We start from the raw sequence: 19,438 nt of genomic DNA, 5'->3' as shown, positions 1-19,438 counted from the left end.
ATGGCCAAAACCTTATATCAGAAGCTGTACGATGCCCACGTGGTCTACGAAGCGCCGAACGAAACGCCGCTGCTGTATATCGACCGCCATCTGGTGCACGAAGTCACTTCGCCGCAGGCGTTCGACGGCCTGCGCGCCATGGGCCGCAAGGTGCGCCAGCCGGGCAAGACCTTCGCCACCATGGATCACAACGTCTCGACCCAGACCAAAGACATCAACGCCAGCGGCGAGATGGCGCGCATCCAGATGCAGGAGCTGATCAAGAACTGCGCGGAGTTCGGCGTCTCGCTGTACGATTTGAACCACCCGTTCCAGGGCATCGTGCACGTGATCGGCCCCGAGCAGGGCATGACGCTGCCGGGCATGACCATCGTCTGCGGCGACTCGCACACCGCCACCCACGGCGCGTTCGGCTCGCTGGCGTTCGGCATCGGCACCTCCGAAGTGGAGCACGTGCTGGCCACCCAGACCCTGAAGCAGGGCCGCGCCAAGACCATGAAGATTGAAGTGACCGGCGACGCCGCCGAAGGCATCACCGCCAAGGACATCGTGCTGGCGGTGATCGGCAAAACCGGCAGCGCCGGCGGCACCGGCCACGTGGTGGAGTTCTGCGGCAAAGCCATTGAAGCGCTGAGCATGGAAGGCCGCATGACGTTGTGCAACATGGCGATCGAAATGGGCGCCAAGGCGGGCCTGGTGGCGCCGGACGACACCACCTTCGATTACCTGAAGGGCCGCCAGTTTGCGCCGACCGGCAGCAACTGGGAGCAGGCGGTAGAATACTGGCGCACGCTGAAGTCCGACGACGACGCCAAATTCGACGCCGTGGTCACGCTGCGCGCCGAAGACATCGCGCCGCAGGTTACCTGGGGTACCAACCCCGGCCAGGTGATCGCCGTCAATCAGGCGATCCCGGCGCCGGAATCGTTCAGCGATCCGGTCGAGCGCGCCTCGGCCGAAAAGGCGCTGGCGTATATGGATCTGAAACCGGGCATCAAACTGACCGAGGTGCCGATCGATAAAGTGTTTATCGGCTCCTGCACCAACTCGCGCATCGAAGACCTGCGTGCGGCGGCGGCGATCGCCAAGGGCCGCAAGGTCGCCAGCGGCGTGCAGGCGATCGTGGTACCGGGCTCCGGCCCGGTGAAGGCGCAGGCGGAAGCCGAAGGGCTGGACAAAATCTTTATCGAAGCCGGTTTCGAATGGCGTTTGCCGGGCTGCTCGATGTGCCTGGCGATGAACAACGACCGCCTGAACCCGGGCGAGCGCTGCGCATCCACCAGCAACCGTAACTTCGAAGGGCGTCAGGGCCGCGGTGGGCGCACCCACCTGGTCAGCCCGGCAATGGCCGCCGCGGCCGCCGTTGCCGGCCATTTCGCCGATATTCGTGATATTCACTAAGGGGCTACCGTGGCTAAATTTACTCAACATACCGGTTTAGTGGTGCCCTTGGATGCGGCAAACGTCGACACCGACGCCATCATTCCCAAACAGTTTTTGCAGAAGGTGACCCGCACCGGTTTCGGCCAGCACCTGTTCAACGACTGGCGTTTCCTCGACGACGCCGGCCAGCAACCGAACCCGGAATTCGTGCTGAACAAACCGCGCTACAAAGGGGCCAGCATCCTGCTGGCGCGGGAAAACTTCGGCTGCGGCTCTTCGCGCGAGCACGCGCCCTGGGCGCTGACCGACTACGGTTTCAAGGTGGTGATTGCACCGAGCTTCGCCGATATCTTCTACGGCAACTCGTTCAACAACCAGCTGCTGCCGGTCACCCTGAGCGAACAGCAGGTCGATGAGCTGTTCAAGCTGGTGGCGGAGCGCGAAGGCGTCGAATTCGTGGTCGATCTGGAAAACCAGACCGTCAACGCCGGCGGCAAGAGCTACCCGTTCGAGATCGACAGCTTCCGCCGCCACTGCATGATCAACGGGCTGGACAGCATCGGCCTGACGCTGCAGCACGAAGCGGACATCTCCCGCTACGAAGCGCAGCAGCCGGCGTTTCTGAACTGATCATCGGCGTATACCCTATAAATAATTGGAATTGCGGCAAGGCGGCAAGTAAGTAAATCCCCTGGAGCTTAGTGTACTAAGTGACAGGGGTGCACTTACGCAGCCAACACGGCGGCAGTTTCAAGTATGACGGGTATCACCAGTAACCCAACCACTTCCACCATGCCCCGCCGATCAGCATCCAGATCAGCAGGTTGATTACGCTCATCACCAGCCCCGCCTTCCACCACTCGCCCAGCGTCACATAGCCGGAACCGAAGATAATCGGCGCGGTGCCGGTGCCGTAGTGGGTCAGCGACATCATCAGCGAAGAAGAGAACGCCAGAATCAGCCCCAGCAGCGCCGGCGGCGCGCCAAGCGCTATCCCGGCGGCGAAGAAGGCGGCGAACATCGCGGTAACGTGCGCGGTGGTGCTGGCGAAGAAGTAGTGAGAATACAGATAAATAATGGTGAGCAGCACGGTGCCGCCGACCCAGCTCATGCCAATATGCGCGATGCCGCCGCCCACGGTCTGCGACAGCCAGCCGATCAAGCCCAGCTTGCCGAGGAAGCTGGCCATCATCACCAGCGCCGAGAACCACACCACGGTGTCCCAGGCCCCTTTGTGTTTCAGCACGTCTTCCCAGCTCAACACGCCGGTGGCCAGCAGCGCCGCCAGGCCAATCAGCGCCGCGGTGGTCGGATGCACCGCCAGCGCCGGCCCGAAGATCATCGCCGGAATGCCGGCCCACAGCACCAACAGCAGCGCGAACACCGCCAGGGTGATTTTCTCCGGCAGCGTCACCGGCCCCAGCGCCTGCAGTTTCTCGCGGGCGAAACGCGGCGCATCCGGGGTGCTTTTCACCTCCGGCGGATACAGCAGGTAAATCACCAGCGGCATGACGATCAGTGAACACAGCCCGGGCACCAGCGCGGCCACCGCCCACATCGACCAGGAAAGCTCGAAGCTGCCCTGAGTGCCTTTGGCGATCAGGCTGACGATCAGCGGGTTAGGCGCGGTGGCGGTAATAAACATCGCCGAGGTGACCGGGTTGATGTTGTAGTTGACCAGCGACAGATAGCGGCCGATTTTGCCGGAGGTATTCAGCTCGGGCCTGGAGCCGAAGCTGTCGGCGATCGACTTCATGATCGGGTGAATAATGCCGCCGCCGCGCGCGGTGTTGCTGGGGGTCACCGGCGCCAGGGTGGTTTCCGCCAGCGTCAGCGCATAGGCGATGCCCAGCGTTTTTTTGCCGAACAGCGAAATGAAATAGTAACCGATGCGTGCCCCCAGGCCGGTTTTGTTCAGGCTGAGGGAGATCATGATAGAAAAGCCGATCAGCCAGATCAGCGGGTTGGAGAAGCCGCTGAGCGCATCGTCCAGCGCCGCGCCCGGCTTGCCGGGGTGGGTTACGCCGGTCACCGCCACCAGCGCGATGGCGATCATCGCAACGGCGCCGATCGGCATCGCCTTGCCGATGATGGCGATGATGGTGCCGATAAACAGCGCCAGCAGCTGCCAGGCATTGGGCGCCACGCCTTCCGGCACCGGAATGAAGAACCAGACGATCAGCGTGGCGGCGACGGCGCACAGGGAAGGAACGGGCTTGAGCGGTGTCAGTTTATCCATAACGTACCCACTTTTCTAAACGGATCGGCATCTCAACGGCAAGATGGGCGAGAACGCGGCGATCGCGCTCTGTGTCCGTTTAGCTTGGGCGTGTGGCTTAAGCTTCTCAATGACTTGCGTCAATAATGACGGCGTTCGATCTCACACTTCGCGCACCCGGGCGCTGATCCACAGCGCCGCCACCGCCAGCAGCGCCGCCAGCCAGTAAACCGCGTAGTGCCCCAGGTTTTCCACCAGCGCCCCCTGCAGCACCCCGGCCAGGATCACCCCGGTGGAAATGCTGTTGGTGAACAGCGTGGTGGCGGCGCCCGGCCGCCCCGGCATCAGGTCCTGGAAATAGAGCATGCCGATACCGGCGATAATGCCGATAAAAACGGCGTTGAGCAGCTGCAGCGCGATCAGCGCCAGCTTGACCTTGAACACCACCAGCCCGAGGTAAAACAGCACGCCCGCCGCGACCGCGAACAGCATCATGTTGCGCTTGCCGAAGCGTTTGACGTAATAACCGGCCAGCAGCATCGCCGGGATCTCCAGCCCGGCGGCGGTACCCATCAGCAGCCCCGCCAGGCTCTCCGGCAGGCCGAGATCGGCGGTGATGTACAGCGGCATGTCGATGATGTACATGGTGTTGCAGGTCCACATCAGCATCGAGGCGATAAACAGCAGCCGCACGTCGCGGTTGCGCCAGGCGCTGGCGGGCGCGATCGGCGCGGAGGCGCCGCCCTGCAAACTATCGCCCGCCTCTTGTGCACGCGGCACCGACGGCAGGGTGAACCACACCAACAGCGTACACAGGGCAAAGGTGGCGGCGGCGATCAGGAACATCGCCGTGAAGCCGTAGCTCAACGCCAGCGCGAAGGACAGCGGCGGGCCCACCACCCAGGCCAGCGACAGCTGCGCGCGCATCACCGAACTGAACATCACCACCTCGCGCGCTTCGCTGTCGGCGTATTCGCGCGCCAGTGCGAAAATCTGCGGCATGGCGGTGTTGGCGACCGCCGACATCAGCACCCCGGCGGTGATCAACGTCAGGTAGTCGCGGTTGAAGGCGAACAGCAGGCAGTTGCCGACCGCCATCAGGCAGCACAGCAGGATCAGCATGCGGCGATCGCCGCGGGTGTCGGAACGCTTGGCCAGCAGGAAGCTGACGGCAATGCCGGCGACGGCGTTGGCGGTATAGAACAAACCGACCCACAGCGGCCGCACCTGCACCTCGGTGGTGAGAAACAGGCTCAGCGTCGGCGCCAGCAAGGCGCCGGCGATGCCCGAAAGAAAGGCGATCAGCAGGAAAGCGGCAAAAATGGGATTAAAACGTCGTGACAGCCAGCTCAGGTGTTGCATATCTTCGTCCCTGACCCTAAAGCAGAAGTGAAAACCTTAGGCTACGCGCTGGAAATTGCAAGGAGATGGCGTTGCCGACGATAAAAAAACCAGTGGGTTGCCCCACTGGCTGGTGAAATTGCACCATTACTCAGAAACTCTTTTGCCCTGCCTATTTCAAGCCGCAGCGTCGTTCAAAGATGTTCGCGGTACTGCTTTTCGGTCATTTCCTTGATATTCCACTGGGTCAGGTGGGCCAGCATCTCCAGCCGCGCCTGCTCAGGCACCAGGCCCAGCCAGTCGGCGTGCTGGCGGCGCACCGCGCTGAAATAGCGCTGATAGAACTGTTTTGACAAGAAAGCTTTCATCATTCGCCCTCCCCCTTTCATTGAGGAAAATTATCGGCGTAATATAGGGAAAGATAAATTGACGGATTGATGCGGGAGCGTTCCTCTTTTATGTCCACCTCCAGATTGCAGCAGCAGTTCATTCGCCTGTGGCAACGCTGCCACGGCGAAGCCACCGAAACCACGCTGCAGGAGCTGGCGGAAGTGCTCAGCTGCTCGCGGCGCCACGTGCGTTCGTTGCTGAGCGCCATGCAACAGCAGGGCTGGCTGACCTGGCAGGCGGAGTCGGGGCGCGGCAAACGATCCCGGCTGACCTTTCACTACACCGGCCTGGCGCTGCAGCAGCAGCGGGCCGAGGAGCTGCTGGAGCAGGACCGCATCGATCAGCTGGTGCAGCTGGTCGGCGACAAAAACGTGGTGCGCCAGATGCTGCTGTCCCAGCTGGGCCGCAGCTTCCGCCAGGGCAAACACATCCTGCGGGTGCTCTACTATCGCCAACTGTACAACCTGCTGCCCGGCTCGGCGCTGCGGCGTTCGGAGACCCACCTGGCCCGCCAGATTTTCAGCGGCCTGACGCGGATAAACGAGGAAAACGGGGAACTGGAGTCCGATCTTTCCCATCATTGGCAGGCGCTGACGCCGCTGCACTGGCGTTTTTATCTGCGGCCGGCGATTCATTTCCACCACGGCCGCGAGCTGGAAATGGAAGACGTCATCGGCACCATCAACCGCCTGACGCCACAGCCGCTGTTCTCGCATATCGACCGCGTGACCTCACCGACGCCCTACGTGATCGACGTGCATCTGCGCAGCCCCGATCACTGGCTGCCGTGGCTGTTGGGCAGCGTGCATGCGATGATCCTGCCGCGCGAATGGCCGAGCCTGCCGGATTTTGCCCGCCACCCCATCGGCACCGGGCCTTACAGCGTGGTGCGCAACCACCGCAGCCAGATGAAAATCCACGCCTTCGACGACTACTTTGGCTACCGGGCGCTGATCGATGAGGTGAATATCTGGGTGCTGCCGGAGGTGACCGAAGAGCTGGTGCACTCCGGCGTGCAGCTGCAGGGCGACGATACCGGCAAAAACGAGCTGGAAAGCCGGCTGGAGGAGGGCTGCTACTTTCTGCTGTTCGACCAGCGCTCCCCGCTGGCGGCCGATCCGGCCATCCGCAGCTGGCTGTGCGAACTGATCAATCCGATTGCGCTGCTGGCCAACGCCGGGCCGGTCTACCAGCGCTACTGGTCGCCGGCCTATGGCCTGCTGCCGCGCTGGCACCACAACCGCGCGCTGGCGCAGCAGCCCAAGCCGGCGGGCCTGACCGAGCTGACCATGACCCATTTCAACGAGCACTCGGAGTTCCACGCCATCCGCCAGGCGATCGAGCCGCTGCTGGCGCTGCACGGCATCAAACTGATCGTGCAGAGCGTCGACTACGAGGTCTGGCATAAAGGCGATGCGCAGAGCGATCTGTGGCTCGGCAGCGCCAATTTTTACCTGCCGCTGGAGTTTTCGCTGTTCGCCACCCTGTATGAGCTGCCGCTGATGCAGCACTGCATGAGCGAGGATTTAGCCCAGGACGCCGCGCTGTGGCGCGCCAACCGCCTGCCGCTGGCGGAATTCTGCCAACGGTTGGTCAGCCGCCACCATCTGCATCCGCTGTTCCACCACTGGCTGCAGCTGCACGGCCAGCGCAGCATGCGCGGGGTGCGGATGAACACCCTCGGCTGGTTCGACTTCAAATCCGCCTGGTTTGCGCCGCCGGAGGCATAAGCGCCTTTCGTCGGCGTCGGTTAGTCTTTACAATAGCGCCGTCTCAACGGGGTGCGGAAAATGAGCTGGCGCGACCGGCCGCTTTTCCGCTGAGAGCACACCCGTCGAACCTGATCCGGTCAATACCGGCGGAGGGATTTGAGCCCAGCGATCCGGCGTAACCGCCCCCGCCCCCTCAGATGCCTTGCCCCTTATTTCTCAGGAGTGCAACGTGGTCAAAGAATACCTGCCCTGCTTACTGCTGCTGTGCGCCGCGCCGGTTCTCGCCAAGCCGACGCTGACGGTCTATACCTACGATTCCTTCGCCGCCGACTGGGGCCCCGGCCCGGCGGTGAAAAAGGCCTTCGAGGCCGAATGCGGCTGCGCGTTGAAATTCGTCGCGCTGGAAGACGGCGTATCGCTGCTGAACCGCCTGCGCATGGAGGGCAAGAACAGCGCCGCCGACGTGGTGCTGGGCCTGGACAACAACCTGTTGCAGGCCGCCCGGCAAACCGGCCTGTTCGCGCCGAGCGGCGTCGATGTCGGCAAGCTGGCCGTACCGGGCGGCTGGCAGGATAAAACCTTCGTGCCTTACGACTACGGCTACTTCGCCTTCGTCTACAACAAGGACAAGCTGAAGAACCCGCCGAAAAGCTTGCAGGAACTGGTCAGCAGCGATCAAGACTGGAAGGTGATCTATGAAGATCCGCGCACCAGTACGCCGGGTCTTGGCCTGCTGCTGTGGATGCAGAAGGTCTATGGCGACAAGGCGCCGGCGGCCTGGCAGCAGCTGGCGAAGAAAACCGTCACCGTCACCAAGGGCTGGAGCGAAGCCTACGGCCTGTTCCTGAAAGGCGAAGGCGACCTGGTGCTCAGCTACACCACCTCCCCGGCCTACCACCTGATTGAAGAGAAAAAAGACGGCTACGCCGCCGCCAACTTCAGCGAAGGCCATTATCTGCAGGTCGAGGTGGCGGGCAAGCTGAAGGCCAGCAAGCAGCCGGCGCTGGCGGAGCGTTTCCTGCAGTTTATGGTGACGCCGGCGTTCCAGAACAGCATTCCCACCGGCAACTGGATGTACCCGGCGATCAAAACCGCGCTGCCGGCCGGCTTTGAACAGATGATCGTTCCGCAGACCGCGCTGCAGTACAGCGCCGAAGAGGTGGCCAAGCAACGCGGCAGTTGGATCCGGACATGGCAAACCGCCGTCAGCCAGTGATCCCCCGCTGGCTGTGGCCGGGGCTGCTGGCCGCCGCGTTGATGCTGACGCTGGCCGCGCTGGCGATGGGCTCGCTGTGGCGCCATGCGCCGGACAGCGACTGGCGCGCCCTGTGGCAGGACAGCTATCTGTGGCATGTGGTGCGCTTCACCTTCTGGCAGGCGCTGCTGTCGGCCTTGATCTCGGTGTTGCCGGCCATCCTGTTGGCGCGCGCGCTGTTCCGGCGCCGCTTCCCCGGCAGGCGGCTGCTGCTCAGGCTGTGCGCCATGACGCTGGTGCTGCCGGTGCTGGTGGCGGTATTCGGCCTGCTCAGCGTCTATGGCCGCCAGGGCTGGCTGGCGACGCTATGCGGCTGGCTGGGCCTCGATTACGGCTTCTCGCCCTACGGCCTGCAGGGCATTCTGCTGGCGCACATGTTCTTTAACCTGCCGCTGGCCAGCCGGTTGCTGCTGCAGGCGCTGGAAAACATCCCGGTCGAGCAGCGCCAGCTGGCGGCGCAGCTGGGCATGAACGGCTGGCAGCAGTTCCGCTTCGTCGAATGGCCGGCGCTGCGCCGCCAGATCCTGCCGAGCGGCGCGCTGATCTTCATGCTGTGCTTCGCCAGCTTCGCCACCGTGCTGTCGCTGGGCGGCGGGCCGCAGGCCACCACCATCGAGCTGGCCATCTACCAGGCGCTGAGCTACGACTACGATCTCAGCCGGGCCGCGCTGCTGGCGCTGATCCAACTGACATGCTGCCTGGGGTTGGTGTTGCTCAGCCAGCGGCTGAGCCAGGCGCTGCCGGTGGGCCATACCCATGCGCAGATCTGGCGCAACCCCGAAGACAGCCTGTGGCGGCGCGTCAGCGACGTGGTGCTGATCGCCGCCGCCCTGCTGCTGTTGCTGCCGCCGCTGCTGGCGGTCATGGTCGACGGCGTCAATCAGGCGATGCTCAGCGTGCTGCAACAGCAGGTGCTGTGGCAAGCGCTGTTCACTTCGCTGCGCATCGCGATCGGCGCCGGGCTGCTGTGCGTGGCGCTGACCATGATGCTGCTGTGGAGCAGCCGTGAGTTGAAGCTGCGGCAACGGCTGCGCGCGGGGCAACGGCTTGAGCTGAGCGGCATGGTGATCCTGGCGATGCCGGGCATCGTGCTGGCCACCGGCTTCTTCCTGCTGCTGAACGACACCGTCGGGCTGCCGCAGTCGCCCTATGCGCTGGTGATCCTCACCAATGCGCTGATGGCGGTGCCCTATGCGCTGAAGGTGCTGGAAAACCCGATGCGCGACCTGGCCGAACGCTATAATCCGCTGTGCCTGTCGCTGGACATACGCGGCTGGCGGCGGCTGCGCCTGATCGAACTGAACGCGCTGCGCCGCCCGCTGTCGCAGGCGCTGGCCTTCGCCTGCGTACTGTCGATCGGCGATTTCGGCGTAGTCGCCTTGTTTGGCAACGAACATTTCCGTACCCTGCCGTTCTACCTGTATCAGCAGATTGGCGCCTACCGCAGCAACGATGGCGCGGTGACCGCGCTGTTGCTGCTGGGGCTGTGCTTCCTGTTGTTTACCCTGATCGAACGCTTACCGGGCCGCGCTGCCCAATAGGTTTCAAGCTAAATGACAGGCAACCCACACCGCGGCGACTCGAAAGATGAAGAACCTATGCTGACGCTTGAAAAACTGACTTATCTGTATGAACACCTGCCGATGCGCTTTGATCTGCGCATCCAGCCGGGCGAGCGCGTCGCGGTGCTCGGGCCAAGCGGCGCGGGCAAAAGCACTCTGCTGAGCCTGATCGCCGGTTTTCTGCCGGCCGCCAGCGGCAGGCTGCTGCTCGACGGCGAGGAAAGCACCGCCACGCCGCCGGCCCAGCGGCCGGTGTCGATGCTGTTTCAGGAAAATAACCTGTTCGCCCACCTGACGGTGGCGCAGAACATCGGTCTGGGCCTCGATCCCGGCCTGCGGCTGAATGCCCAGCAGCAACGGCAGCTGGCGCAGATCGCCCGGCAGGTGGGATTGGAGGAACATCTGCCGCGCCTGCCGTCGCAGCTCTCCGGCGGCCAGCGGCAGCGCGCCGCGCTGGCGCGCTGCCTGATCCGCCAACGGCCGATCCTGCTGCTCGACGAGCCTTTCTCGGCGCTCGATCCGGCGCTGCGCAACGAAATGCTGCAGCTGCTGCAGGAAGTGTGTGAACAGCGCAATCTGACGCTGCTGATGGTGTCGCACAACCTGGACGACGCCGCGCGCATCGCGCCGCGCACGCTGCTGGTGGTCGACGGCCGCATTTACTACGACGGCCCGACGCAATCCCTGTTGGACGGCAGCTCGCCGGCAGCGCAGGTGCTGGGCATTTCGCATAAAGCGTGATCCGCCGCGCGTTTTTTATGCTGTGCAAATAAACCTGTTGTGCGAATTTTGCGCCTGTGTTTTTATAAAAACCTGACTTTTTTTACTGATGATAAGGTTCCCTGTGATCGCATCCTCGCTGACTTCGACCCTACTAGTTACCGCGCTACCAGCCGCGGTGGTCGTCGTGCGTGTGGTGGTGGTCGTCGGCAATGCGCCGTAGGGTCCGAATCAACGCATCGATTCCCAAACCCCGCCGGCGCAAACCGGGCGGGGTTTCTAGTTTTAGCCCCCTGCCCAGGAAAGCTCACCGGCCTTGAGAAAGGACAGGAACAATGGCAATTTCGGGCACGCCTCACCCAGGCAAACGCTTTACCGGCGCGCAGCTGATCGTTCATCTGCTGGAGCGTCAGGGCATCACCACCGTCGCCGGCATTCCCGGCGGCGCCGCGCTGCCGCTGTATGACGCGCTGAGCCAAAGCACCCGCATCCACCACGTGCTGGCGCGCCACGAACAGGGCGCGGGCTTTATGGCGCAGGGCATGGCGCGGGCCAACGGCAAAGCGGCGGTGTGCATCGCCTCCAGCGGGCCGGGCGCCACCAACCTGGTCACCGCCATCGCCGACGCCAAGCTCGATTCCATTCCGCTGGTGTGCATCACCGGCCAGGTGCCTTCCTCGATGATCGGCACCGACGCCTTCCAGGAAGTGGACACCTACGGCATCTCGATCCCGATCACCAAGCATAACCATCTGGTGCGCGATATCCGCGAGCTGCCGCAGGTGATCTGCGACGCCTTCCGCATCGCCGAATCCGGCCGGCCTGGCCCGGTGTGGATCGATATTCCGAAAGACGTGCAGACCGCGGAGATTGAGCTGGACGAACTGCCGCCGATCGCGGTGCCCGATGCGGCGCCGGCCTTCGAACCGGCGCAGGTGGCGCAGGCCGCCGCCATGATCAACCGGGCCAAGCGCCCGATCCTCTACCTCGGCGGCGGCATTATCTGCGCTGAAGCCCACCAGCAGGCGCTGGAACTGGCGGAGCGCGCCAGCCTGCCCACCACCATGACGCTGATGGCGCTGGGCGCGATGCCGGTTGAACACCCGCTGTCGCTGGGCATGCTGGGGATGCATGCCGCGCGCAGCACCAACTTTATTCTGCAGGAGGCCGATCTGCTGATCGTGCTGGGCGCGCGCTTCGACGACCGGGCGATCGGCAAGACCGAACTGTTCTGCCCCAACGCCGCCATCATCCATGTGGATATCGACCGCGCCGAACTGGGCAAGGTGAAACAGGCCAATATCGCCATTCATGCCGACGTGGGTCAGGTATTGCGGCAGCTGCTGCCGCTGATCGAGACGCAGCCGCGCAGCGCGTGGCTGAACACCGTGAGCGACCTGAAGCGCGAGTTCCCGTTCAACATGCCGAACGCGGAAGATCCGCTGAGCCACTACGGGCTGGTGCAGGCCGCCGCGCGCTGCGTGGACGACAGCGCCATCATCACCACCGACGTGGGCCAGCATCAGATGTGGGTGGCGCAGGCTTATCCGCTGAGCCGACCGCGCCAATGGCTGACCTCCGGCGGTTTGGGCACCATGGGCTTCGGCCTGCCGGCGGCGATCGGCGCGGCGCTGGCCGAACCGCAGCGCAAGGTGCTGTGCTTCTCCGGCGACGGCAGCCTGATGATGAACATTCAGGAGATGGCCACCGCGGTCGAACAGGATCTGGACGTGAAAATCATCCTGATGAACAACCAGGCGTTAGGGCTGGTGCATCAGCAACAAACCCTGTTCTACCAGCAGCGCATCTTTGCCGCCGCCTATCCGAAGCGCACCGACTTCCTCAAGATCGCCGCCGGTTTCGGGCTGGATACCTGCGATCTGAACGCCGCGGAGGATCCGCAGGCCGCCCTGGCCGAGGCGATCCGCCGCCCGGGCCATGCCTGATCCACGCGCTGATCGATATCAATGAAAAAGTGTTCCCGATGGTGCCGCCGGGCGCCGCCAACATCGACATGATTGGAGAATAAGCCATGCTGCAACAACAAGATAAACCACAGGTGATCCTGGAGCTGGCGGTACGAAACCATCCCGGCGTGATGTCGCACGTCTGCGGCCTGTTCGCCCGCCGCGCCTTCAACGTCGAGGGCATTCTGTGCATGCCGCTGAAAGACGGCCAGCAGAGCCGCATCTGGCTGCTGGTGGCCGACGATCAGCGGTTGGTGCAGATGATAAGCCAGGTCGAAAAGCTGGAGGACGTGCTGCAGGTGAAGCGCCACGGCGAGGACCTGCGGGTATTCGAACAGCTGGAGGCGTTCTTCCAGTAAAGCGAACGGGGGCAAACGCCCCCGTTGTCATTGCCCGGACAACACCTTCCACAGCAGATGCCGATACACCGGCATCAGCGGCTGTTGGCTCAGCAGGTAACAGCTGGCCAGCGCCGCCAGCCAGCTCAGCGAACAGGCCGCGCGCAGCCGCCCCGGCGACAGCCAGCGGCTCAGCCGATCGGCGCTGCGCTTGCCTTCGCGCCACCAGCGCCAGCTTAGCCAGGCGGCCAGCCAGAGCAGCATCGCCGCCGCAAACAGCAGCCATTTGAACATGGCGCTGTCGGCGCTGGCGGGAATGTCGATCGCCACGCCGGCCAGAATGCCGGGGAAGAAATAAACCGGCGGCCAGGTGATGCAGCCGATAACGTTCGGCAGGGCGAATTTGTACGGCGGCAGATCGAGCATGCCGGCCACCATCGGCACCAGCGGGCGCGTCGGGCCGACAAAGCGGCCAATCAGAATGGTGGCCATGCTGTGCTGATGCAGCGCGTGCTCGGTTTTGTCGAGCATCGCCTTGTTCTTCTTCAGAAATGACCAGCGGTGCAGCGGCCCCTTGAAGGCGCGGCCGATAAAATAGGAGATCCAGTCCCCCAGCAGACAACCGACGATACCGGCCGCCCAGGCGTAATAAAAATCCACCTGCCCGCTGCCGATCAGCGCACCGATGCTGGCCATCATCACCGTGCCGGGCAGCAGCAGCCCCACCAGCGCCAGCGACTCCAAAAATGCGACCAACATGACGACCATCAGGGTGAAAGCCAATGACTGGGTGATCAAATGTTGTAAATAGGCTTCCATTAAACCTCTGTTCGTTAGGCAAAGCGCACGGGCCGAGGATTGTCCGGTGCCGCCGGAGACGAGTCAATCGATGAATTGTATGCGTTTTTGGCAACGCCGCACAGCCGTGGACAACCCCTGTATAAAAACCCATACTATGATTCATCTATATTGGCATTAGCGCCAAAAACGACATCACGCTGAATGTCGCGCACGCCGCCCGGCGGAGAACGAAGGGGTTATGACAGCACTGCAACAGGGTTTCCTGCTCACTCGCCACTGGCGCGACACGCCCGCCGGCACCGAGGTTGAATTTTGGCTGGCGACCGACGCCGGGCCGCGGCAACTGCACCTGCCGCCGCAGACCTCGGTGGCCTTTATTCCCGCGGAACAGCGCCGGCGCGCTGAGCCGTTGCTGCGCGAAGAGCGGCAGGTGGAGCTGAAGCCGCTGGCGTTGACGGATTTCCATCACCGCCCGATGATCGGGCTGTATTGTCGCCAGCACCGTCAGTTGATCAAGCTGGAAAAGCTGCTGAAAGAAGGCGGCGTCACGGTTTACGAAGCCGATGTCCGGCCGCCGGAACGCTACCTGATGGAGCGTTTCATCACCGCGCCGGTCTGGTTCAGCGGCCAGGCCAACGGCGGCGGCCCGTTGCTCAACGGCCAGATGAAGCCGGCGCCGGAATACCGCCCGGCGCTGAAGCTGGTGTCGCTGGATATCGAAACCACCGCCCACGGCGAACTCTATTCCATCGCGCTGGAAGGCTGCGGCCAGCGGCAGGTTTACATGCTGGGGCCGGCCAACGGCGGTGACGAAGCGCTGGATTTCGATCTGGAGTACTGCATCAGCCGCCCGCAAATGCTGGAACGGCTGAATCAGTGGCTGGAACGGCACGATCCCGACGCCATCATCGGCTGGAACCTGGTGCAGTTCGATCTGCGGGTGCTGCAAAAGCACGCCGAACGTTACCGGATCCCCCTGCGGCTGGGGCGCGGCGGCAACCTGCTGGAGTGGCGCGAGCATGGCTTCAAGCAGAATCACTTTTTCGCCTCCGCCGCCGGCCGGCTGATTATCGACGGCATCGAAGCGCTGAAATCCGCCACCTGGAACTTCCCCTCCTTCAGCCTGGAATACGTGGCGCAAGATTTGCTGGGCGAAGGCAAGTCGATCGATAACCCCTATCAGCGCATGGCGGAGATCGACCGGCGTTTCGCCGAAGACAAACCGGCTTTGGCCCGCTACAACCTGAAAGACTGCGAGCTGGTGACGCGCATTTTCGCCAAAACCGACCTGCTCAACTTCCTGCTGGAGCGCGCCACCGTCACCGGGCTGGCGGCCGATCGCAGCGGCGGCTCGGTGGCGGCGTTCAGCCATTTGTATATGCCGCGCATGCACCGGCTGGGCTTCGTGGCGCCCAACCTCGGCGAACAGCCGGAGGAGCACAGCCCCGGCGGCTTCGTGATGGATTCGCAGCCCGGCCTGTATGACTCGGTGCTGGTGCTCGATTACAAGAGCCTGTACCCGTCGATCATCCGCACCTTCCTGATCGATCCGGTCGGGCTGGCGGAAGGCATGCGCCATCCGGACGATGCCGATTCGGTGCCCGGCTTTCGCAACGCGCGCTTCTCGCGCAGCAAGCACTGCCTGCCGGCGATCGTCGAGCAGATCTGGCAGGGGCGCGAGGCGGCCAAGCGCCAGCAAAACAAGGCGTTGTCCCAGGCGCTGAAGATCATCATGAACGCGCTGTACGGCGTGCTGGGATCGAGCGGCTGCCGCTTTTTCGATCCGCGGCTGGCGTCTTCCATCACCCTGCGCGGCCATGAGATCATGCGCCAGACCCGCGAACTGATCGAAGCCGAAGGCTATCAGGTGATCTACGGCGATACCGACTCCACCTTCGTCTGGTTGAAACAGCCGCACGATGAACGGCAGGCGGCGCAGATTGGCCGCGCGCTGGTGCAGCAGGTCAATCAGTGGTGGCAACGGCATCTGCAGCAGCAATACGGGCTGGAAAACGCGCTGGAGCTGGAGTTCGAAACCCACTACTCGCGCTTCCTGATGCCGACCATCCGCGGCGCCGAGCAGGGCAGCAAAAAACGCTACGCCGGCCTGGTAGCCCGCCCCGACGGCGGCGAAGAAATGGTGTATAAAGGACTGGAAACGGTGCGCACCGACTGGACGCCGCTGGCGAAGCAGTTCCAGCAGCAGCTGTATCAGCGCATCTTCAAACGCCAACCCTATCAGGACTACGTGCGCGACTACGTCAGCAAGACGCTGAACGGCGAGTTCGACCAGCAGCTGATTTACCGCAAGCGCCTGCGCAGAAAGCTGGACGAATACCAGCGCAACGTGCCGCCGCACGCCCGCGCCGCGCGCATCGCCGACGATTACAATCGCCGACAGGGGCGGCCGCTGCAGTACCAGAACGGCGGCTGGATCAGCTACGTAATGACCGTCGCCGGGCCGGAGCCGCTGGAAACGCGCCATTCGGCCATCGACTACCAACATTATCTGGAGCGCCAGCTGCAACCGGTGGCAGACGCTATACTCCCTTTTCTGCACGACGATTTCACCACGCTGGTCACCGGTCAGATGGGGCTGTTCTGAGATCGCGAAGGGTTAAGAAAAATCATCGGGTTTTGCAGGTGACGAACGCGCCGCCTTCCATTACCATAGCGCCCTTCCCAATTTCTGAATCACCCCCCGCGCCGTCCGACGACGATGGCATGGGAGCTATAGCTATTGCCCGCCGAATTAAAATAAATCGGGTTTAATACAGGTCGCTGCGCCGTAGCGACAGGACTTACTTACAAAGAATCGAGCCGACAATATATGCCTTTTACACTTGGTCAACGCTGGATCAGCGATACGGAAAGCGAATTAGGACTGGGAACCGTCGTGGCGCTGGATACGCGCATGATTACCCTGCTTTTCCCCGCCACCGGTGAAAACCGCCTCTACGCCAGAAACGATTCGCCGATCACCCGCGTGATGTTTAATCCGGGCGATACCATCAGCAGCCACGAGGGATGGCAGCTGCAGGTGGAAGAGGTCAAAGAGGATAACGGTCTGTTGACCTACATCGGCACCCGCCTGGACACGCAGGAAAGCGGCGTGGCGATGCGCGAAGTCTTGCTGGACAGCAAGCTGACCTTCAGCAAACCGCAGGATCGCCTGTTCGCCGGCCAGATAGACCGCATGGATCGCTTCGCCCTGCGCTTTCGCGCGCGCAAATACCAGAGCGAGCAATATCGCCTGCCGTTCGCCGGCCTGCGCGGCATGCGCGCCAGCCTGATCCCGCACCAGCTGCATATCGCCTACGAAGTCGGCCAGCGCCATGCGCCGCGCGTGCTGCTGGCGGATGAAGTCGGCCTGGGCAAAACCATCGAAGCCGGCATGATCATTCACCAGCAGCTGCTGGCCGGCCGCGCCGAACGCGTGCTGATCGTGGTGCCCGAAACCCTGCAGCACCAGTGGCTGGTCGAGATGATGCGCCGCTTCAACCTTTATTTCTCGCTGTTCGACGACAGCCGCTATGCCGAGGCCAAGCTCGACAGCAGCAACCCGTTCGAGACCGAACAGCTGGTGATCTGCTCGCTGGACTTCGTGCGCCGCAACAAGCAGCGCCTGGAAGAGCTGGCCGACGCCCAGTGGGACCTGCTGGTGGTCGACGAGGCCCACCACCTGGCCTGGAGCGAAGAAGCCCCAAGCCGCGAGTACCAGGTGATCGAACAGCTGGCCGAGCACATTCCCGGCGTGCTGCTGCTGACCGCCACCCCGGAACAGCTTGGTCAGCAGAGCCACTTCGCCCGTCTGCGCCTGCTGGATCCGAACCGTTTCCACGACTATCACGAGTTCGTCGCCGAGCAGCAGAAGTACCGCCCGGTGGCCGACGCCGTCACCCTGTTGCTGAGCGGCGAGCGCCTGGCCGACGACAAACTGAACCTGCTGGGTGAGCTGATCGACGAACAGGACATCGAGCCGCTGCTGAAAGCCGCCAACAGCGACGGCGACAACGCCGAGCAGGCGCGCCAGGAGCTGGTGACCATGCTGATGGACCGCCACGGCACCAGCCGCGTGCTGTTCCGCAACACCCGTAACGGCGTGAAGGGCTTCCCGCACCGCAACCTGCATCAAATCAAGCTGCCGCTGCCGACCCAGTACCAGACCGCGATTAAAGTGTCCGGCATCATGGGCGCCAAGAAAACCGTCGAGGCGCGCGCGCGCGACATGCTGTACCCGGAGCAGATTTATCAGGAATTTGAGGGCGAAAACGCCACCTGGTGGAACTTCGACCCGCGCGTGGAGTGGCTGCTGGATTACCTGATCGCCAACCGCCACGAGAAAGTGCTGGTGATCTGCGCCAAGGCGGAAACCGCGCTGCAGCTGGAGCAGGTGCTGCGCGAGCGTGAAGCGATCCGCGCGGCGGTGTTCCACGAAGGGTTGTCGATCATCGAACGCGACCGCGCCGCCGCCTACTTCGCCTCCGAAGAGGAAGGCGCCCAGGTGCTGCTGTGCTCCGAGATCGGCTCCGAAGGCCGCAACTTCCAGTTCGCCAGCCAGCTGGTGATGTTCGATCTGCCGTTCAACCCGGATTTGCTGGAGCAGCGCATCGGCCGCCTGGACCGCATCGGCCAGATGCACGATATCCAGATCATGGTGCCGTACCTGGAAAATACCGCGCAGGCGGTGCTGGGGCGCTGGTTCCACGAAGGGCTGGACGCCTTCGAACACACCTGCCCGACCGGCCGCACCATCTACGACAGCAGCTATGAGCAGCTGATCGGGTATCTGGCTTCGCCGACCGAACAGGAAGGGCTGGACGAATTCATCCACGCCTGCCGCCAGCAGCACGACCAGCTGAAAGCGCAGCTGGAGCAGGGCCGCGACCGCCTGCTGGAGATGCATTCCAACGGCGGCGATAAAGCCCAGGCGCTGGCGGAAGCCATCGCCGCGCAGGATAACGACGTCAACCTGGTGGGCTTCGCGCTCAACCTGTTCGACATCGTCGGCATCAACCAGGACGACCGCAGCGATAACCTGATCGTGCTGACGCCGTCCGACCATATGCTGGTGCCGGACTTCCCGGGCCTGCCGCAGGACGGCTGCACCGTGACCTTCGACCGCGATCAGGCGCTGTCGCGCGAAGACGCGCAGTTCGTCAGTTGGGAACACCCGATTATCCGCAACGGGCTGGATCTGATCCTGTCCGGCGATACCGGCAGCTGCGCGGTATCCCTGTTGAAAAACAAGGCGCTGCCGGTCGGCACCCTGCTGGTTGAGCTGGTGTACGTGGTGGAGGCGCAGGCGCCGAAACACCTGCAGCTGACCCGCTTCCTGCCGCCGACGCCGATCCGCATGCTGATGGATCGCAAAGGCACCAACCTGGCGGCGCAGGTGGAGTTCGAAAGCTTCAACCGCCAGCTCAACGCGGTCAACCGCCACACCTCCAGCAAGCTGGTCAATGCGGTGCAGCAGGACGTGCACGCCATGCTGCAGCAGGCGGAAGGCCTGGTCGAAGCGCAGGCTCGCCAGCTTATCGAGCAGGCGAAACAGGAAGCGGACGACAAGCTGAGCACCGAACTGGCGCGGCTGGAAGCGCTGAAGGCGGTCAACCCGAACATCCGCGACGACGAAGTCGAAGCGCTGGAGTTCAACCGCCGTCAGGTGCTGGCCAACCTCAACGAAGCCGGCTGGCGTCTCGACGCCATTCGTCTGGTGGTGGTCACCCACCAGTAACCGGCGCGACGCGG

14 protein-coding genes, 1 pseudogene and 1 riboswitch are annotated in these 19,438 nt (G+C 63.3%); of the genes and pseudogenes, 11 read left to right on the top strand and 4 right to left on the bottom strand.

From position 1 onward, the window contains the following. Both leuC and leuD read left to right on the top strand, forming a co-directional pair. Positions 1-1,401 carry a 3-isopropylmalate dehydratase large subunit gene (gene leuC, locus D7I37_RS10640; protein WP_061794947.1) on the top strand — a complete coding sequence of 467 codons (1,401 nt, stop codon included), beginning with the start codon at positions 1-3 and terminating at the stop codon, positions 1,399-1,401. Between the two features lie 9 nt (positions 1,402-1,410). Beyond that, entirely contained in the window at positions 1,411-2,013 is a 603-nt protein-coding gene (gene leuD / locus D7I37_RS10635) for a 3-isopropylmalate dehydratase small subunit (protein ID WP_061794946.1), read from the top strand. A 136-nt stretch (positions 2,014-2,149) separates the two neighbouring features. Here leuD and D7I37_RS10630 read toward each other — a convergent pair whose 3' ends face one another. From D7I37_RS10630 to sgrT, 3 genes are all read right to left on the bottom strand, one after another. Continuing rightward, on the bottom strand, positions 2,150-3,622 hold the full coding sequence (locus tag D7I37_RS10630; RefSeq protein ID WP_129543659.1) for a DASS family sodium-coupled anion symporter: 1,473 nt from the start codon (positions 3,620-3,622) through the stop codon (positions 2,150-2,152). A gap of 141 nt (positions 3,623-3,763) precedes the next feature. Then, entirely contained in the window at positions 3,764-4,963 is a 1,200-nt protein-coding gene (locus D7I37_RS10625) for an MFS transporter (RefSeq protein WP_061794944.1), read from the bottom strand. Between the two features lie 173 nt (positions 4,964-5,136). Continuing rightward, positions 5,137-5,313 (bottom strand): glucose uptake inhibitor SgrT, encoded by a 177-nt coding sequence (gene sgrT, locus D7I37_RS10620; RefSeq protein WP_083950329.1) that lies wholly within the window; start codon positions 5,311-5,313, stop codon positions 5,137-5,139. An 87-nt stretch (positions 5,314-5,400) separates the two neighbouring features. Here sgrT and sgrR point away from each other — a divergent pair, with 87 nt between their 5' ends. The 7 genes and pseudogenes from sgrR to ilvN all read left to right on the top strand — a co-directional run bounded on the left by sgrR (position 5,401) and on the right by ilvN (position 12,907). After that, positions 5,401-7,062 carry an HTH-type transcriptional regulator SgrR gene (sgrR, locus tag D7I37_RS10615; protein WP_061795075.1) on the top strand — a complete coding sequence of 554 codons (1,662 nt, stop codon included), beginning with the start codon at positions 5,401-5,403 and terminating at the stop codon, positions 7,060-7,062. 37 nt (positions 7,063-7,099) lie between these two features. After that, a riboswitch (TPP riboswitch) is annotated at positions 7,100-7,217 on the top strand. Between the two features lie 56 nt (positions 7,218-7,273). Continuing rightward, positions 7,274-8,260: a thiamine ABC transporter substrate binding subunit gene (gene thiB / locus D7I37_RS10610; RefSeq protein WP_129543658.1), complete on the top strand. Its 987-nt coding sequence runs from the start codon at positions 7,274-7,276 to the stop codon at positions 8,258-8,260. Next, the gene (thiP, locus tag D7I37_RS10605) at positions 8,236-9,840 is read left to right on the top strand and encodes a thiamine/thiamine pyrophosphate ABC transporter permease ThiP (RefSeq protein WP_129543657.1); all 1,605 of its coding nucleotides are present in this window, start codon (positions 8,236-8,238) and stop codon (positions 9,838-9,840) included. The genes thiB and thiP overlap by 25 nt, the downstream gene beginning before the upstream one ends. A 57-nt stretch (positions 9,841-9,897) precedes the next feature. Then, positions 9,898-10,602, top strand: a complete 705-nt coding sequence (gene thiQ, locus D7I37_RS10600; protein WP_095095725.1) for a thiamine ABC transporter ATP-binding protein ThiQ — start codon at positions 9,898-9,900, stop codon at positions 10,600-10,602. 88 nt (positions 10,603-10,690) lie between these two features. Beyond that, positions 10,691-10,804, top strand: coding sequence for an ilvB operon leader peptide IvbL (ivbL, locus tag D7I37_RS10595; protein WP_154747116.1), 114 nt, complete (start codon positions 10,691-10,693; stop codon positions 10,802-10,804). Positions 10,805-10,916: 112 nt separating this feature from the next. Next, positions 10,917-12,610: pseudogene (ilvB, locus tag D7I37_RS10590) on the top strand (acetolactate synthase large subunit). A 3-nt stretch (positions 12,611-12,613) separates the two neighbouring features. After that, positions 12,614-12,907 carry an acetolactate synthase small subunit gene (gene ilvN, locus D7I37_RS10585; RefSeq protein WP_061794940.1) on the top strand — a complete coding sequence of 98 codons (294 nt, stop codon included), beginning with the start codon at positions 12,614-12,616 and terminating at the stop codon, positions 12,905-12,907. 27 nt (positions 12,908-12,934) lie between these two features. On the opposite strand, the gene D7I37_RS10580 is transcribed toward ilvN, so the two are convergent. Further along, entirely contained in the window at positions 12,935-13,705 is a 771-nt protein-coding gene (locus D7I37_RS10580; RefSeq protein ID WP_061794939.1) for a DedA family protein, read from the bottom strand. Positions 13,706-13,925: 220 nt separating this feature from the next. Between D7I37_RS10580 and D7I37_RS10575 the strand changes: the two genes are divergently transcribed. Both D7I37_RS10575 and rapA read left to right on the top strand, forming a co-directional pair. Then, positions 13,926-16,292 (top strand): DNA polymerase II, encoded by a 2,367-nt coding sequence (locus D7I37_RS10575; RefSeq protein ID WP_129543656.1) that lies wholly within the window; start codon positions 13,926-13,928, stop codon positions 16,290-16,292. 225 nt (positions 16,293-16,517) lie between these two features. After that, positions 16,518-19,424 carry an RNA polymerase-associated protein RapA gene (rapA, locus tag D7I37_RS10570; protein ID WP_095095716.1) on the top strand — a complete coding sequence of 969 codons (2,907 nt, stop codon included), beginning with the start codon at positions 16,518-16,520 and terminating at the stop codon, positions 19,422-19,424. Positions 19,425-19,438: the final 14 nt, after the last annotated feature.

This window comes from Serratia sp. 1D1416 (assembly GCF_003641105.1).
GTDB classification, from domain to species: Bacteria; Pseudomonadota; Gammaproteobacteria; order Enterobacterales; family Enterobacteriaceae; genus Serratia; species Serratia ficaria.
The sequence above is the reverse complement of the archived record's forward strand: the minus strand, read 5'-3'. Positions and strand labels throughout refer to the sequence as shown.

What these genes read in the sequence shown, in the direction of transcription:
- sgrT (WP_083950329.1), bottom strand. Translation starts at nt 5,313, where the DNA reads ATGATGAAAGCTTTCTTGTCAAAACAGTTCTATCAGCGCTATTTCAGC.
- rapA (WP_095095716.1), top strand. Translation starts at nt 16,518, where the DNA reads ATGCCTTTTACACTTGGTCAACGCTGGATCAGCGATACGGAAAGCGAA.
- D7I37_RS10630 (WP_129543659.1), bottom strand. Translation starts at nt 3,622, where the DNA reads ATGGATAAACTGACACCGCTCAAGCCCGTTCCTTCCCTGTGCGCCGTC.
- leuC (WP_061794947.1), top strand. Translation starts at nt 1, where the DNA reads ATGGCCAAAACCTTATATCAGAAGCTGTACGATGCCCACGTGGTCTAC.
- sgrR (WP_061795075.1), top strand. Translation starts at nt 5,401, where the DNA reads ATGTCCACCTCCAGATTGCAGCAGCAGTTCATTCGCCTGTGGCAACGC.
- D7I37_RS10580 (WP_061794939.1), bottom strand. Translation starts at nt 13,705, where the DNA reads ATGGAAGCCTATTTACAACATTTGATCACCCAGTCATTGGCTTTCACC.
- thiQ (WP_095095725.1), top strand. Translation starts at nt 9,898, where the DNA reads ATGCTGACGCTTGAAAAACTGACTTATCTGTATGAACACCTGCCGATG.
- D7I37_RS10575 (WP_129543656.1), top strand. Translation starts at nt 13,926, where the DNA reads ATGACAGCACTGCAACAGGGTTTCCTGCTCACTCGCCACTGGCGCGAC.
- D7I37_RS10625 (WP_061794944.1), bottom strand. Translation starts at nt 4,963, where the DNA reads ATGCAACACCTGAGCTGGCTGTCACGACGTTTTAATCCCATTTTTGCC.
- ilvN (WP_061794940.1), top strand. Translation starts at nt 12,614, where the DNA reads ATGCTGCAACAACAAGATAAACCACAGGTGATCCTGGAGCTGGCGGTA.
- thiP (WP_129543657.1), top strand. Translation starts at nt 8,236, where the DNA reads ATGGCAAACCGCCGTCAGCCAGTGATCCCCCGCTGGCTGTGGCCGGGG.
- ivbL (WP_154747116.1), top strand. Translation starts at nt 10,691, where the DNA reads ATGATAAGGTTCCCTGTGATCGCATCCTCGCTGACTTCGACCCTACTA.